The sequence below is a fragment of the Microbacterium salitolerans genome (genome assembly GCF_019720895.1).
Lineage (GTDB): Bacteria > Actinomycetota > Actinomycetes > Actinomycetales > Microbacteriaceae > Microbacterium.
In genome coordinates, this window is the sequence record NZ_JAHKSH010000006.1 from 247,515 (window position 1) to 261,495 (window position 13,981).

Consider the following 13,981-nt stretch of genomic DNA (forward strand, 5'->3'; position numbering starts at 1 on the left):
GACACACTCGCGAACGATGCCCGGACACAGCAAAAGACCCGGCTCTCACGAGCCGGGTCTTTCACGAATTGGTGCGCCCCGAGGGACTCGAACCCCCAACCTTCTGATCCGTAGTCAGATGCTCTATCCATTGAGCTAGGGGCGCATCCTGCTGCCGTGGCAACTCATACAGCCTACATCGACGCCGCAGCAGAACGGAAATCAGTCCGGGAACCGCACAGCTTCGGGCGTGTCTGAGAGACCGGTGACAGCGTCAGTCCGCCGCGTGCCTGTGCTTCTTCCGCCGCTTCACGTCGCTCGAGAGCCTCTGGAGGTCGACCATGCGAAGAGCCTGCATGCGCGCCTCGCGCATCTTGTCGTAGTCAGGATCATCGTCCGGGCGCATCGCCTCGATGCGCAGACGCGACGCGATGTTGACCTCGACGTCGTGCCACGCGGCGCCCCGGGCGTCCTCGACGAGCGTGCGCACAGCATCGTCGGATTCGGCGAGCGCGCGCAGCTTCTTGGCGACGCCGGAGTACTGCTTGGCGCGGCGGCGCAGGTTGCGCACATCACGGTCGCGATAGTCGTGAGTGCCATGCGGATCGCTGTGCCGCCCCCAGGCCTTCAGCCGCAGCTTGCTCATCGCCGCGGCCGCGTCATCCTGCTCCGCGGCGAGGCGCAGCAGCGCCTCCCGCGCGTCGCCCCCGACCACCTCGGGCGCGAAGTCGTCACCGTCGGCGATCGTCTCGACGAGGATCCGGTTCTTGACCTCCAGGCGCGCGGCGGCGAGGGCGATGGCCACACCCTCTTCGATCGCCTCGGCGTTGCGCCTCATGTCTCCTCCTGCACCTCCTCCCCAGCCTAGCGGCGCGGCGGCACGTGCATCGGGAGCATCCGCCCCTCAGCGGATTCGCACGGCGCTCAGGCCAGCGCGGCCTCCGCCTCGGCCGAGATCTCCTCCGCCACCGCGGCGTCGACGGCCACCGGCTCGCGCACGGGGAGGATCGTCGGGTGCACGCCGGCCATGCGCTCGAGCACGCGCACGACCTGGCACGAGTATCCGTACTCGTTGTCGTACCAGACGTACAGGACGACGTTGTCGTCGCCGTTGACCTGGGTCGCGAGGCCGTCGACGATGCCGGCGCGATTGCTGCCCACGAAGTCGGTCGAGACGGCATCGGGCGACTCGCTGAAGTCGATCTGCTGACGCAGCGGCGACGTCATCGACGTCTGGCGCAGGAACGCGTTGATCTCGTCCCGTGTCGTCGCGGTGCGGAGCTGCAGGTTGAGGATCGCGAGCGACACGTCCGGCGTGGGGACGCGGATCGCGCTGCCCGACAGCTTGCCCTTGAGCTGCGGAAGCGCCTTCGCGACGGCCTTGGCCGCGCCGGTCTCCGTGATGACCATGTTGAGCGTCGCCGCGCGTCCGCGGCGCTCGCCCTTGTGGAAGTTGTCGATGAGGTTCTGGTCGTTCGTGAACGAGTGCACCGTCTCGACGTGCCCGCGAACGACGCCGTAGGCCTCATCGATCGCCGCGAGAACCGGCGTGATCGCGTTCGTCGTGCACGACGCGGCCGAGATCATGGTGTCGTCGGCTGCGATGTCGTCGCCGTTGACGCCGAAGACGATGTTCTTCATGGACCCTTTGCCGGGCGCCGTCAGCAGGACGCGGCTGGCCCCCTGAGCGCGGAGGTGCTGGCCGAGCCCCTCCTCGTCGCGCCACCGGCCGGTGTTGTCGACGATCACCGCGTCATCGATGCCGTACGCCGTGTAGTCGATCGCCGACGGGTCATCCGAGTAGATCACCTGGATGAGCGTGCCGTTCGCGAGAATCGTGCCCGCCTCCTCGTCGACCTCGGTCGTGCCCTGGAAGGGGCCGTGGACGGAGTCGCGACGCAGCAGGCTCGCACGCTTCTTGAGGTCGTCCTCGGCGCCCTTGCGCACGACGATCGCACGCAGGCGCAGGCCGTCGCCGTTGCCCTGATGGGAGATGAGGATCCGAGCGATCAGGCGGCCGATGCGGCCGAAGCCGTACAGCACGACATCGGTCGGCTCGCTCGCGTCGCCGTTCAGGACCTCAGCGAGCTCGACGCGCAGAAACGCCTTCAGCTCGTCGCCCTCGTCATACGAGCCGCCGGCGTCGTCGAAGCGCGTCACGAGGCGGGCGACGTCGACCGAGGCCGGACCCGGCTGGATCGCATCGAGCGCTTCCAGGACGGCCATCGTCTTCTCCGGGCGCAGCACCTGATCGCCGAACTTGCGGGTGAAGCGGTGAGCCTTGAGGATCTCGATCGGTCCGAGGTTGACGAGGCGGCGCCCGTGGATGGACGGCACGATGCCGTACTCGCGGTAGAGACGGCCGATCTGCGGGATCATCCGCTCGGCCAGCTCCTCTCGGGCGATCCATTCGACTCGGCGCTCTTCGTAGAGGTGGCTCACGCTGCTGGACTCCTCTGTCTGGCGGACGCGGCACGGCCCGCGTGGCTTGTGGCGTTTCGAGCCTACGCGGAGGTATCCGATTCCTGCGGCGAGATCACGCCGCAAGAACCCGACTTCTTACGCATTCTGCAAGCCCCGTCCGCGGCACTCTCGCAGGCGGACGATCGATAGTGTTGTCACGATGCCGACCGCACGGGACGGCGTCGACGATGCTTCAGGCACCGAAGGGGGCGCGATGCGCGACAGCTCGAACGACGATGGGCTCCACGCCACGATTCATCCGGACGGATCCGTCGTCCTCGTCATCGACGAGACACCGCGCACGATCCCGACGACGCACGCGGAGGACGCCCGCCGCGAGATCGTGAAGCTCACCGCCGAGATCGCCCGCCAGCTCGGCGCTCCGACGCGCGTCATCGTGACCGAGCCCGATGGCCGGTGGCCGCTCCTCGTCGACGGCGACGAGAACGTGGAGTACGCCGCACCCGACGGGACACGGCACCCGACGCCCGCGGCCGCCTCCGCCCGCGCCGCATCGTCCCCCGTCTCCTCGAGTCCCGTCTCCTCGACGCCCGCTCCTGCTGCCGCGAGCACGGGCGACGCTCCACGCCTCACCCGCCCCGACACGCGCCATGCCGCGACGCAGCCGATGACGGTCATCGACCCCTCGCCGGGCGCGGGCGCCTCCGCCGCTGATGCGACGACGGCGGAGCCCGTCGAGCCGTCCGCCGCGCCCGCCGCCACCGAGCAGGTGTCGGCTGACGACTTCGCGAATCGCCGCGCCCAGCGCGAGACGTTCCTGACGAGCGAGCGCGCGGACGAGCGCGAAGAGGATCCCGCGACACGCGGCTTCCGCGGTGCCATGACCCGCATGGGCCTCCGCATGGCCCCGAGCGCCGACGAGCGCGCCGAGCGCGCCGACCAGATGGCCGTCGCGGAGCACTGGCCCGGTCCGCGCACGATTGCCGTCGTGAACGGCAAGGGCGGATCCGGCAAGACGCCGACGACGATCCTCACGGCTGCCGTCTTCGCTCGCTTCGGCGGCGCGGGAGTCCTCGCGTGGGACAACAACCAGACGCGCGGAACGCTCGGCTGGCGCACCGAGCAGGGCCCCCACGAGGCGACGCTGCACGACATGCTCGAGGAGTCGGATCACCTGCTGTCGAACGATGCGCAGGCAGCCGACGTCGCGCAGTACGTGCACCACCAGCGGCAGGACCGCTTCGACGTCCTCCGTTCGCAGCCGATCGCGCTCGCCGAGGAGCAGCGCGTCAGCGCGAAGGACGTCGACCGCATCCACGCCGTCGCCGCCCGCTACTACCGCCTCATCGTCATGGACTCGGGCAACGACGAGTCGGATCCGCTGTGGCGACGCATGATCGATCGCACCGACCAGCTCGTGGTCGCCACCACCACGCGTGACGAGCACGCCGAAGCGGGAGCGCTTCTCCTCGACGCTCTCGCCGAACGCGACGAGCGCTCCGCGCAGCTCGCGGCCAACGCCGTCACCGTCGTCAACCAGGCCGACCAGAAGGCGCCGATGGCCGAGGTCAAGCGCGTCGTCGACGGCTACCGCCAGCTCACGCGCGACGTCGTCCACGTCCCGTTCGACCCCGCCATGATCGACGGCCACCTGCACTACAGCGCGCTGCGCCCCGCCACGCAGCGCGCCTGGCTCGCCGCGACCGCCGCGATCGCGCGGGGTCTCGTCAGCGGCCCCTGACCGACGTCAGACGTCTGGCGCATCCCCCCTCCGGGGCGGGGATGCGCCAGACGTCTGACGGAGAGCGCTCTACAGGCGCACGACCTCGGTCACCCGGACGATGGCCTCGCCCTCCTCCGCGGACGCCTCGAGATCGACGTCGGCGCGGATCCGCCAGTCGTGGTCGCCCGCGGGATCGTCGATCGTCTGCTCGACGCGCCACACCGACGGATCCGCCTCGTCGATCGCGCACAGCTGCGGCGAGCGCGCCGGGGATCCCGTGAGCATCTCGTCATGCGCGGCGAAGTACCGGTCGAGTGCGCCGGGCCAGTCGGCGTCGGGGTCGAGCGCCTCGAGCTCGTCGTCGCGCTCGAGCGCGGCGAGCTGCACGCGGCGGAACATCGCGTTGCGCACGAGCACCGTGAATGCACGGCGGTTCTGCACGACGGAGGGCGGGGACGGGGGCAGCACGGGGCCGCTGTCGGCCGGCTGGTCGAGGCCCGCCATGAGCGTCTCCCACTCGTCGACGAGGCTCGAGTCGACCTGCCTGACCATCTCGCCGAGCCACTCGACGATGTCGTCGAGCTCGTCGGTCTGCGCCTCGGGCGGCACGGTCTGGCGGATCGTGCGGTACGCGTCCGAGAGGTAGCGCAGGACCAGGCCCTCGCTCCGTCCGAGCTGATACCACTGCACGAAGTCGGCGAAGCTCATCGCCCGCTCGTACATGTCGCGCACGATGCTCTTCGGTGAGAGCTGGAAGTCGCGGATCCACGGCTGCGACGTCGCGAACGTCTCGTAGGCCTGCTGCAACAGCTCGCCGAGCGGCTTCGGGTACGTGATCTCCTCGAGCAGCTCCATGCGCTCGTCGTACTCGATCCCGTCGCGCTTCATGGCTCCCACGGCCTCACCGCGGGCCTTGAACTCCTGCTGGCTGAGGATCGCGCGCGGGTCGTCGAGGGTCGACTCGACGATGCTGACGACGTCGAGCGCGTAGTGCCCGGTTCCCACCGCTCCGGGGCCCTCATCCGGATCCAGCAGCTCGAGCGCCGCCAACGCGAACGGCGACAGCGGCTGGTTCAGGGCGAAGTTGGGCTGGAGATCGAGGTAGAGGCGGATCTCGCCGCTCGAGGTCACCTCGACGAGCTCTGCGTCGCGCAGCGTGCGGAAGATCGCCAGCGCACGGCGCGCGAGGGCGTACTGCTCGCGGGGCGGCTGATGGTTGTCGAACACGAGCGAGCGCACGTTCTCGAAGACGTCGCCGCCGCGCGCGATGACGTTGATGAGCATCGCCGACGTCATCTGCATCTGCGGAGAGAGAGCCTCGGGCTCCGCCTCGACGATCTTCTCGAAGGTCTGCTCGCTCCAGCTGACGAAGCCCTTGGGCGCCTGCTTCTTCTGGACCTTCTTGCGCTTCTTCGGGTCGTCGCCCGCCTTCTTCAGCGCCTGCTCGTTCTCGATCTCGTGCTCGGGGGCGAGTACGACGACGTTGCCGTACGGGTCGAATCCGGCGCGACCCGCGCGCCCGGCGATCTGGTGGAACTCCCGCGCACCGAGGCGACGCATCCGCTGTCCGTCGTACTTCGACAGCGCGGTGACGAGCACCGTGCGAATGGGGACGTTGATGCCCACGCCGAGCGTGTCGGTGCCGCAGATGACGCGCAGCAGCCCGCGCTGCGCGAGGGTCTCGACGAGCCGGCGGTAGCGCGGGAGCATGCCCGCGTGGTGCACGCCGATCCCCGAGCGCACGAGACGCGAGAGCGTCTTGCCGAAGTTCGTCGTGAACCGGAAGCCGCCCAGCGCCTCGGCGATCTCGTCGCGCTGCGTGCGCGTCGTGACGTGGATGCTCGCGAGCGCCTGCGCCCGCTCCATCGCCGCGGCCTGACTGAAGTGCACGATGTAGGCCGGCACCTCCTCGTCCTGGAGGAGCTGCTCGACGACGTCGTGCGCGGGGCGCTTCTCGTAGGAGAAGTGCAGCGGCACAGGACGTTCGGCCCCCGCGACGAGCGCCGTCTCGCGACCCGTGCGGCGCGTCAGATCCTTCTCGATCTGCGACGTGTCGCCGAGGGTCGCCGACATCAGCAGGAACTGCGCCCGCGGCAGCAGCAGGAGCGGGATCTGCCAGGCCCACCCGCGCTGACGGTCGCCGTAGTAGTGGAACTCGTCCATGACGACCTGATCGACGTCGGCGTCCGAACCTTCACGGAGTGCGAGGTTGGCGAGGATCTCCGCCGTGCAGCAGACGATCGGAGCGTCGGCGTTGACCGACGAGTCGCCCGTCACCATGCCGACGTTCTCTGCCCCGAACGTCTCGACGAGGGCGAAGAACTTCTCGCTCACGAGGGCCTTGATCGGCGCCGTGTAATAGGTGCGCCCGCCCCGGCCGATCGCGATGGCGTGGGCCGCGATCGCGACGAGCGACTTCCCCGTGCCCGTCGGCGTTGCGAGGATCACGTTGTTCCCCTCGACGAGCTCCATCACCGCCTCGTCCTGGGCGGGGTAGAGCTCGATGCCCTTCTCGAGGGTCCACTCGAGGAACGCGTCGTAGAGGGAGTCGGCGTCATCGCCCGCGGAGCGGGCGGAATCGAGAAGGGAGGGCATCACCCTCGAGTCTGCCTCATTGCCCTGTACCGCCCTCCCAACACAACGCAGTCGAATCGTCGGGGGACCCCCGCGAGAATACGGTTTCCGGGCCTGCGGGCACCAGATCGACTGCGTTGTGTCGAGGCGGGCGCGGAGCCTCGCTGCGGAGTACGGCAGAATCCGCGTCAGAGTCGCCACCAACACAATGCAGTCGATCCGCAGACGGATCCCCGCCAGGAGGGGGTTCCGGCCCCACAGGCGCCAGCTCGACTGCGTTGTGTCGGGGCGGCTCCGACGGCGGGCCGCGCGCCGTCGGAGCCGCCTGCTCTGGGTGCGACACTCGGATCGCCGTGCTCCTGCCGCGGGTACGCTCGGGAGATGCCCGCCGAGTACCCCACGACGATCGCCGAGCGGGTCGATCACGAGATCGAGATCAAGCGCTCGCGGTTCATCTGCCACCTGCAGCCGGTGACCTCCGTGGAGGAGGCCGACGCGTTCATCGCGGCCGTCCGCAAGGAGTTCTGGGACGCAGGACACAACTGCGTCGCGATGATCACGGGCACCACCGGCGATCAGGCGCGCTCATCCGACGACGGCGAGCCATCCGGGACAGCCGGCGTGCCCATGCTCGAAGTGCTGCGCCGCCGCGGCATGACCGACCTCGTCGCGGTCGTGACCCGGTACTTCGGCGGCACGAAGCTCGGCGCCGGCGGGCTCGTCCGCGCCTACGGATCCGCGGTGTCCGAGACGCTCGACCGCGCGCGCCTCGTGCGTCGCCGCGCGCTGACGCGCGTCACGGTCGACGTCGCGCACGCCGATGCCGGTCGCGTCGACAACCTGCTGCGCGACTGGGCGTCGTCACACGGATCCACGCTCGGCGAGGTCGTCTACGGACAGGCCGCGACGCTCGAGGCCTGGGTGCCCGAGGGCGAGATCGACCGCCTCTACGCCGACATCGCCGCCTGGTCCTCCGGCTCCCTCTCCCCCGTCACGGGCGCGACACGCGTCGTCGACATTCCGGCGGGTGGCTGAGACCACCCGGATGGACGCGAATGGGCGGACCCCGAGGGGCCCGCCCATTCGCCGTCGCCAGGTCTAGAAGTCCCAGTCGTCGTCCTCTGTCGCGACGGCCTTGCCGATCACGTAGGAGGATCCGGAGCCGCTGAAGAAGTCGTGGTTCTCGTCGGCGTTCGGCGAGAGGGCAGACAGGATCGCGGGGTTCACGTCGGTGACGCTCGCCGGGAACATCGCCTCGTAGCCCAGGTTCATGAGGGCCTTGTTGGCGTTGTAGTGGAGGAACTTCTTGACGTCCTCCGTGAGGCCCACCGAGTCGTAGAGATCCTGCGTGTACTGGACCTCGTTGTCGTAGAGCTCGTAGAGCAGCGAGAACGTGTAGTCCTTGATCTCGTCGCGCTTCGCCTGATCGACCTTCTCGAGCGCCTTCTGGAACTTGTAGCCGATGTAGTAACCGTGCACGGCCTCGTCGCGGATGATGAGGCGGATCAGGTCGGCCGTATTGGTGAGCTTGGCGTGGCTCGACCAGTACATGGGCAGGTAGAACCCGGAATAGAAGAGGAAGCTCTCGAGCAGGGTCGAGGCGACCTTGCGCTTGAGCGGCTCGTCGCCACGGTAGTACTCCATGACGATCTGAGCCTTCTTCTGAAGGTTCGGGTTCTCGATCGACCAGCGGAACGCCGCGTCGATCTCGGGCGTCGAGCTGAGCGTCGAGAAGATCGACGAGTAGCTCTTCGCGTGCACCGACTCCATGAACGCGATGTTCGTGTAGACGGCCTCCTCGTGCGGCGTGACCGCGTCGGGGATCAGCGACACGGCGCCCACGGTCGCCTGCACGGTGTCGAGCAGCGTGAGGCCCGTGAACACGCGCATCGTGAGCTTCTGCTCGTCTTCGGTGAGGGTGTTCCACGACTGGATGTCGTTCGACAGCGGCACCTTCTCAGGCAGCCAGAAGTTGGTCGTGAGGCGGTTCCACACCTCGACGTCCTTGTCGTCCTGGATGCGATTCCAGTTGATCGCCTGGACGTGGTCCAGGAGCTGAAGCTTCTCAGTCATCGATGTTCTCTCTCGAAAGTCCGGGGTCCGCGTCACAGCGTGCAGCTGACGCAGCCCTCCACCTCGGTGCCCTCGAGGGCCATCTGGCGGAGTCGGATGTAGTAGATCGTCTTGATGCCCTTGCGCCATGCGTAGATCTGGGCCCGGTTGATGTCTCGCGTCGACGCCGTGTCCGGGAAGAACAGCGTGAGCGACAGCCCCTGGTCGACATGCTGCGTGGCGGCGGCGTACGTGTCGATGACCTTCTCGTAGCCGATCTCGTACGCGTCCTGGTAGTACTCCACGTTGTCGTTCGTCATGAACGGCGCCGGGTAGTAGACGCGGCCGAGCTTGCCTTCCTTGCGGATCTCGATCTTCGACGCGATCGGGTGGATCGAGCTCGTCGAGTTGTTGATGTACGAGATCGAGCCCGTCGGCGGGACCGCCTGCAGGTTCTGGTTGTAGAGGCCGTGCTTCTGGACGGACTCCTTCAGTTCGACCCAGTCGGCCTGCGTCGGGATGTGGTGGTTCTCGAAGAGCTCCGCGACCCGGGCGGTCTCGGGCGCCCACTCGCGCTCGATGTACTTGTCGAAGAACTCGCCCGATGCGTACGTCGAGTTCTCGAAGCCCTCGAACGTCTCTCCACGGTCCTTCGAGATATTGTTCGACGCCCGCAGGGCGTGGAACAGCACCGTGTAGAAGTAGATGTTCGTGAAGTCGATGCCCTCTTCCGAGCCGTAGTAGATGCGCTCGCGCGACAGGTACCCGTGCAGGTTCATCTGGCCGAGGCCGATGGCGTGCGACTTGTCGTTGCCGTCCTCGATCGAGCGGACCGACTCGATGTGGCTCTGGTCGCTCACGGCGGTGAGGGCGCGGATCGAGGTCTCGACCGTGCGACCGAAGTCGGGCGAGTCCATCGCGAGGGCGATGTTCAGCGAACCGAGGTTGCAGCTGATGTCCTTGCCGATCTGGTCGTACGACAGGTCGGTGTTGAGCGTGGTCGGGGTGTTCACCTGCAGGATCTCGCTGCAGAGGTTCGACATGTTGATGCGACCGGCGATCGGGTTGGCCCGGTTCACCGTGTCCTCGAACATGACGTACGGGTAGCCCGACTCGAACTGGATCTCGGCGATCGTCTGGAAGAACTGACGCGCGTTGATCTTCGTCTTCTTGATGCGCGGGTCGTCGACCATCTCGCGGTACTTCTCGGTCACGGAGATGTCGCCGAAGGGAACGCCGTAGACGCGCTCGACGTCGTACGGCGAGAACAGGTACATGTCCTCGTCGTTCTTCGCGAGCTCGAACGTGATGTCCGGCACGACGACCCCGAGCGAGAGCGTCTTGATGCGGATCTTCTCGTCGGCGTTCTCGCGCTTCGTATCGAGGAAGCGCATGATGTCGGGGTGATGCGCGTTGAGGTACACCGCGCCCGCGCCCTGACGCGCACCGAGCTGGTTCGCGTAGCTGAACGAGTCTTCCAGCAGCTTCATGACGGGCAGGATGCCGCTGGACTGGTTCTCGATCTGCTTGATCGGCGCACCGGCCTCGCGGACGTTCGACAGCAGGAGCGCGACGCCGCCGCCGCGCTTCGACAGCTGGAGGGCGGAGTTGATGCCGCGCGCGATCGACTCCATGTTGTCCTCGATGCGCAGGAGGAAACAGCTGACGAGCTCGCCGCGCTGCGCCTTGCCGGCGTTGAGGAACGTGGGCGTCGCCGGCTGGAAGCGGCCGGAGAGGATCTCGTCGACGAGCTTCCACGCGAGGTCTTCGTCGCCGTCGGCGAGCGCGAGGGCCGTCATGACGACGCGGTCCTCGAAGCGCTCGAGGTAGCGCTTGCCGTCGAACGTCTTGAGCGTGTAGCTCGTGTAGTACTTGAACGCGCCGAGGAAGGTCTCGAAGCGGAACTTCTTGGCGTACGCGAAGTCGTTCAGCTTTTCGACGAAGGAGAAGTCGTACGCCTCGATGACGGCGCCCTCGTAGTACTCCTTCTCGACGAGATAGTCGAGGCGCTCGCGCAGCGAGTGGAAGAACACGGTGTTCTGGTTGACGTGCTGCAGGAAGTACTCCCGCGCCGCGCGCTTGTCCGCCTCGAACTGGATGTTCCCGTCCGTGTCGTACAGGTTCAGCATCGCGTTGAGCGAGTGATAGTCGAGACCCTCGTACGCGGGGTTGTGCTTGAAATCGAGCTGCTGCGCGGTCACTGCTGCTTCCACCATTTTTCCAATCCATCGCTGACGCGAACCACGTCGTCGGGTGTGCCGAAGAGTTCGACCCTGTCCAAGTGCGGCACCCGACACTTGCGGCTGATGATGTCGCCGGCGATGCAGTAGGCCTCGCCGAAGTTGGTGTTCCCCGTGGAGATGACCCCACGGATCCACCGACGGTTCCGTTCGTCGTTGAGGAACCGGATGACCTGCTTGGGTACCGCTCCCTCGCCGTTTCCACCGCCGTACGTCGGCACGACGAGCACGAAGGGCTCCTGCACCTCGAGAGGTGCGTCGTGGCGATGCAGCGGGATGCGCTCGGACCGGAGCCCGAGCTTCTCGATGAAGCGCGCGGTGTTCTCGGACACGCTCGAGAAGAAGACCAGCAGCGGAAGAGCTGCCCGCGCCTCACGCGACGACGCCGACTGGTCGGCGCCGCCGTGCGAGGCCAGAGAGATGCTCGCTGTCGCGGTCATGAGCACTTCCTCTCTTGCCGCGTCGGCGGCGGATCAGACCAGGCGGGCGGCCAGCTCGTCGATCTTGTCGGGACGGAAGCCCGACCAGTGGTCCTCGTCGGCGACGACGACCGGGGCCTGCATGTAGCCGAGCGACTTGACCTGCTCGAGGGCCGCGGCGTCTTCCGAGACGTCGGTGACCTGGTACTCGATGCCCTTGGCGTCGAGCGCGCGGTACGTCGCGTTGCACTGCACGCACGACGGCTTGCTGTAGACGGTGATCGCCATGAATTCCCCTCCAGGACCAGTGTCGTCTCCGACGGTGTGCCGCCGGGACCTCAATACTACATATAGGTGTCTCCCCTCGGGGGCACCACTAGGGCTAGTAGTTACATCCCTGTCATTCTCCACCGCTTTCCACCGCTCGTCCACACCCTTATGCACCGATTCCTCCACACCCGCGTCGCCGCGAAACCTGCCGCGGGATCGGCGAGAAATCGCGGATCGCACGATGCCGACGAAGAGTTATCCACACCCTCGAGGCTACGAGGGACCCCTGACAAACGAAGCCCTGAGGATCGTCTGATCCGCGACGCTTCGGCGTGTCGAGCCGGTCGCCGCGGAGCGGCCTAGGCTGGTCGCATGGACCGTGTGTTCGACCCCGCAGATCACCTCCCTGACGAAATGCTCGAGAGGATCCGCGACCGCGCCGCCGACGTCGATCGCGAGAACGTGTTCCCCACCCAGGACCTCGCGGAGCTCGCGGAGGCGGGCTATCTGCGGATGCTGGTGCCCGCAGACCGCGGCGGCGCAGGACTCTCCCTCGCCGAGGCCGCGTGCCTGCAGCAGCGGCTCGCGGCGGCGGCGCCGGCCACCGCGCTCGCCGTCAACATGCACCTCGTCTGGACCGCCGTCGCCAAGATCCTGCGCGACAGAGGCGACGACGCCTTCGCCTTCCTCCAGCACGGCGCCGCCGCCGGCGAGGTCTACGCCTTCGGGATCAGCGAACCGGGCAATGATCTGGTGCTGTTCGGAAGCGACACCGACGCGCGCCCCACCGATGACGGCGGCGTCTCGTTCACGGGGACCAAGATCTTCACGTCGCTGGCTCCGGTCTGGACGTCCCTGGGACTGCACGGACTCGACACGACGGATCCCGACCGCCCGACACTCGTCTTCGCCTTCATGGAACGCGTTCCCGCGGTCGTCACGCACGACGACTGGGACACCCTGGGCATGCGCGGGACGCAGAGCCGCACGACGGAGCTCCACGGGGCCGTGGCGCCCGTGGAACGGGTCGTGCGCCGCGTACCCCTCGGCGGACCGCCCGATCCGCTCCAGGTCGCGATCTTCACGGCCTTCGAGATCCTCGTCGCATCCGTCTACACCGGAATCTCACAACGCGCCCTCGAGATCGCCTCCGGTGCTGTCGCTCGTCGCACGTCGAAGAAGTCGGGCGCCCCGCGCAGCGACGACCCGCTCGTTCGCGCGCGGATCGGCGATATGGTCATCTCCTACGACTCTCTGACGCTGCAGCTCGCGGCCCTCACTCGGGATGTCGACGAGCGTGCCGATCATGGCGCGCGATGGTTCGCACTGCTGTCCGGCATGAAGCACCGAGCGGTCACGTCGGCGCAGCACATCGTCGATGCCGCCGCGATCGCCGCCGGCGGGCAGAGCTATCGTGCCGGCCACGAGCTCGCGCGCCTCACGCGCGATGTGCGCGCGGGTGTCTTCCACCCGTCGTCGCCCGACTCCGCCCGGCAGACGGCCGCATCCAGCTGGCTCGACTCCCTCTGACGCATATGCCGCGCTCCGGCTGAGGAGCGGTGGCGCACGGCGTCTCTGCGCGCCAGCGCGGAGTCGGCGGGTGCCACCGCTCCTCAGCCGGTCACGGGGTGCTCCTCGCCCGAGGTGAGCGCCACGAGCTCGTCGTACGTCAGCGGGAACACTGTATGGGCCGTGCCGCCGGCCGCCCAGATCTGCGGATAGCGAGCGAGATCGACGTCCACGATCGTGCGCAGAGGATGCGGATGCCCCGTCGGCGACACTCCCCCGATCACCTGTCCTGTTGCTCCGCGCACCTGATCCGGCTTCGCGCGCCCGATCATCCCCGCGCCGAGACGCTCCGCAAGCGCCGCAGTATCGACCCGGTGCGCGCCGCTCGTCATCACGAGAAGCGGATCCCCATCGCACAGGAACACGAGGCTGTTCGCGATCGCGCCCACCTCGACGCCGAGCGCATCTGCCGCCTGCTGCGCCGTCGACGCCGACTCCGGCAGCACGACGATCTCCCCGGGGATCCCCGCCGCACGCAGACGCTCGGAGACGATCAGATTGCGGTCGGTCAGGTTCGCACTCATGCCGTCGACACTATCGGCGGAGCAGTGCCCGCGAATCCTGCAGGCACGAAAAAGGGCCATCCGCGAACGGATGGCCCTCTTCTCCCGAGCATAAGTCGGGTCCGTAAACGACGAAAGGGCCACCCCACACTGGGTGACCCTTTCATCTCTAAGTGAAGTCCGGCAGTGACCTACTCTCCCACACCGTCCCCGGTGCAGTACCATCGG

Annotated in this window: 11 protein-coding genes and 1 tRNA gene; 3 read left to right on the top strand and 9 right to left on the bottom strand. The window is 67.6% G+C overall.

The window, feature by feature from the left end; all coding sequences use genetic code 11:
- Positions 1-69: 69 nt before the first annotated feature.
- The 3 genes from KOL93_RS15175 to KOL93_RS15185 form a co-directional block, all read right to left on the bottom strand.
- Positions 70-145: transfer RNA gene (locus KOL93_RS15175), tRNA-Arg, on the bottom strand.
- A 108-nt stretch (positions 146-253) separates the two neighbouring features.
- Entirely contained in the window at positions 254-817 is a 564-nt protein-coding gene (locus KOL93_RS15180; protein WP_221586235.1) for an asparagine synthase, read from the bottom strand.
- A gap of 86 nt (positions 818-903) precedes the next feature.
- On the bottom strand, positions 904-2,358 hold the full coding sequence (locus tag KOL93_RS15185; RefSeq protein ID WP_374107123.1) for a glyceraldehyde-3-phosphate dehydrogenase: 1,455 nt from the start codon (positions 2,356-2,358) through the stop codon (positions 904-906).
- Between the two features lie 244 nt (positions 2,359-2,602).
- Between KOL93_RS15185 and KOL93_RS15190 the strand changes: the two genes are divergently transcribed.
- Complete coding sequence (locus KOL93_RS15190; RefSeq protein ID WP_260406615.1) at positions 2,603-4,144, top strand: MinD/ParA family ATP-binding protein; 1,542 nt, start codon at positions 2,603-2,605, stop codon at positions 4,142-4,144.
- A 69-nt stretch (positions 4,145-4,213) separates the two neighbouring features.
- Here the strand turns inward: KOL93_RS15190 and KOL93_RS15195 are convergent, their stop codons facing one another.
- A complete protein-coding gene (locus KOL93_RS15195; RefSeq protein WP_221586237.1) occupies positions 4,214-6,721 on the bottom strand; it encodes a DEAD/DEAH box helicase in 2,508 nt (835 codons plus the stop codon).
- Between the two features lie 360 nt (positions 6,722-7,081).
- Between KOL93_RS15195 and KOL93_RS15200 the strand changes: the two genes are divergently transcribed.
- Positions 7,082-7,735 carry a YigZ family protein gene (locus KOL93_RS15200; RefSeq protein ID WP_221586238.1) on the top strand — a complete coding sequence of 218 codons (654 nt, stop codon included), beginning with the start codon at positions 7,082-7,084 and terminating at the stop codon, positions 7,733-7,735.
- Positions 7,736-7,798: 63 nt separating this feature from the next.
- Here the strand turns inward: KOL93_RS15200 and nrdF are convergent, their stop codons facing one another.
- The 4 genes from nrdF to nrdH are packed head-to-tail and all read right to left on the bottom strand — an operon-like array spanning position 7,799 to position 11,699.
- The gene (gene nrdF / locus KOL93_RS15205) at positions 7,799-8,773 is read right to left on the bottom strand and encodes a class 1b ribonucleoside-diphosphate reductase subunit beta (RefSeq protein WP_221586239.1); all 975 of its coding nucleotides are present in this window, start codon (positions 8,771-8,773) and stop codon (positions 7,799-7,801) included.
- A 32-nt stretch (positions 8,774-8,805) separates the two neighbouring features.
- The gene (gene nrdE / locus KOL93_RS15210; protein ID WP_221586240.1) at positions 8,806-10,968 is read right to left on the bottom strand and encodes a class 1b ribonucleoside-diphosphate reductase subunit alpha; all 2,163 of its coding nucleotides are present in this window, start codon (positions 10,966-10,968) and stop codon (positions 8,806-8,808) included.
- Entirely contained in the window at positions 10,950-11,432 is a 483-nt protein-coding gene (nrdI, locus tag KOL93_RS15215; protein WP_221586241.1) for a class Ib ribonucleoside-diphosphate reductase assembly flavoprotein NrdI, read from the bottom strand. The genes nrdE and nrdI overlap by 19 nt, the downstream gene beginning before the upstream one ends.
- 33 nt (positions 11,433-11,465) lie before the next feature.
- Positions 11,466-11,699: a glutaredoxin-like protein NrdH gene (gene nrdH / locus KOL93_RS15220; protein ID WP_221586242.1), complete on the bottom strand. Its 234-nt coding sequence runs from the start codon at positions 11,697-11,699 to the stop codon at positions 11,466-11,468.
- Positions 11,700-12,053: 354 nt separating this feature from the next.
- On the opposite strand from nrdH, the gene KOL93_RS15225 reads away from it, so the two are divergent.
- Entirely contained in the window at positions 12,054-13,211 is a 1,158-nt protein-coding gene (locus KOL93_RS15225; RefSeq protein WP_221586243.1) for an acyl-CoA dehydrogenase family protein, read from the top strand.
- A gap of 83 nt (positions 13,212-13,294) precedes the next feature.
- On the opposite strand, the gene KOL93_RS15230 is transcribed toward KOL93_RS15225, so the two are convergent.
- Positions 13,295-13,774, bottom strand: coding sequence for a YbaK/EbsC family protein (locus KOL93_RS15230; protein WP_221586244.1), 480 nt, complete (start codon positions 13,772-13,774; stop codon positions 13,295-13,297).
- Positions 13,775-13,981: the final 207 nt, after the last annotated feature.

Bases quoted from the DNA above. Each gene is read 5' to 3' on its own strand.
- KOL93_RS15230 (WP_221586244.1), bottom strand. From the start codon at position 13,774: ATGAGTGCGAACCTGACCGACCGCAATCTGATCGTCTCCGAGCGTCTG.
- KOL93_RS15225 (WP_221586243.1), top strand. From the start codon at position 12,054: ATGGACCGTGTGTTCGACCCCGCAGATCACCTCCCTGACGAAATGCTC.
- nrdE (WP_221586240.1), bottom strand. From the start codon at position 10,968: ATGGTGGAAGCAGCAGTGACCGCGCAGCAGCTCGATTTCAAGCACAAC.
- nrdF (WP_221586239.1), bottom strand. From the start codon at position 8,773: ATGACTGAGAAGCTTCAGCTCCTGGACCACGTCCAGGCGATCAACTGG.
- KOL93_RS15190 (WP_260406615.1), top strand. From the start codon at position 2,603: ATGCCGACCGCACGGGACGGCGTCGACGATGCTTCAGGCACCGAAGGG.
- KOL93_RS15180 (WP_221586235.1), bottom strand. From the start codon at position 817: ATGAGGCGCAACGCCGAGGCGATCGAAGAGGGTGTGGCCATCGCCCTC.
- nrdH (WP_221586242.1), bottom strand. From the start codon at position 11,699: ATGGCGATCACCGTCTACAGCAAGCCGTCGTGCGTGCAGTGCAACGCG.
- KOL93_RS15200 (WP_221586238.1), top strand. From the start codon at position 7,082: ATGCCCGCCGAGTACCCCACGACGATCGCCGAGCGGGTCGATCACGAG.
- nrdI (WP_221586241.1), bottom strand. From the start codon at position 11,432: ATGACCGCGACAGCGAGCATCTCTCTGGCCTCGCACGGCGGCGCCGAC.
- KOL93_RS15185 (WP_374107123.1), bottom strand. From the start codon at position 2,358: ATGATCCCGCAGATCGGCCGTCTCTACCGCGAGTACGGCATCGTGCCG.
- KOL93_RS15195 (WP_221586237.1), bottom strand. From the start codon at position 6,721: ATGCCCTCCCTTCTCGATTCCGCCCGCTCCGCGGGCGATGACGCCGAC.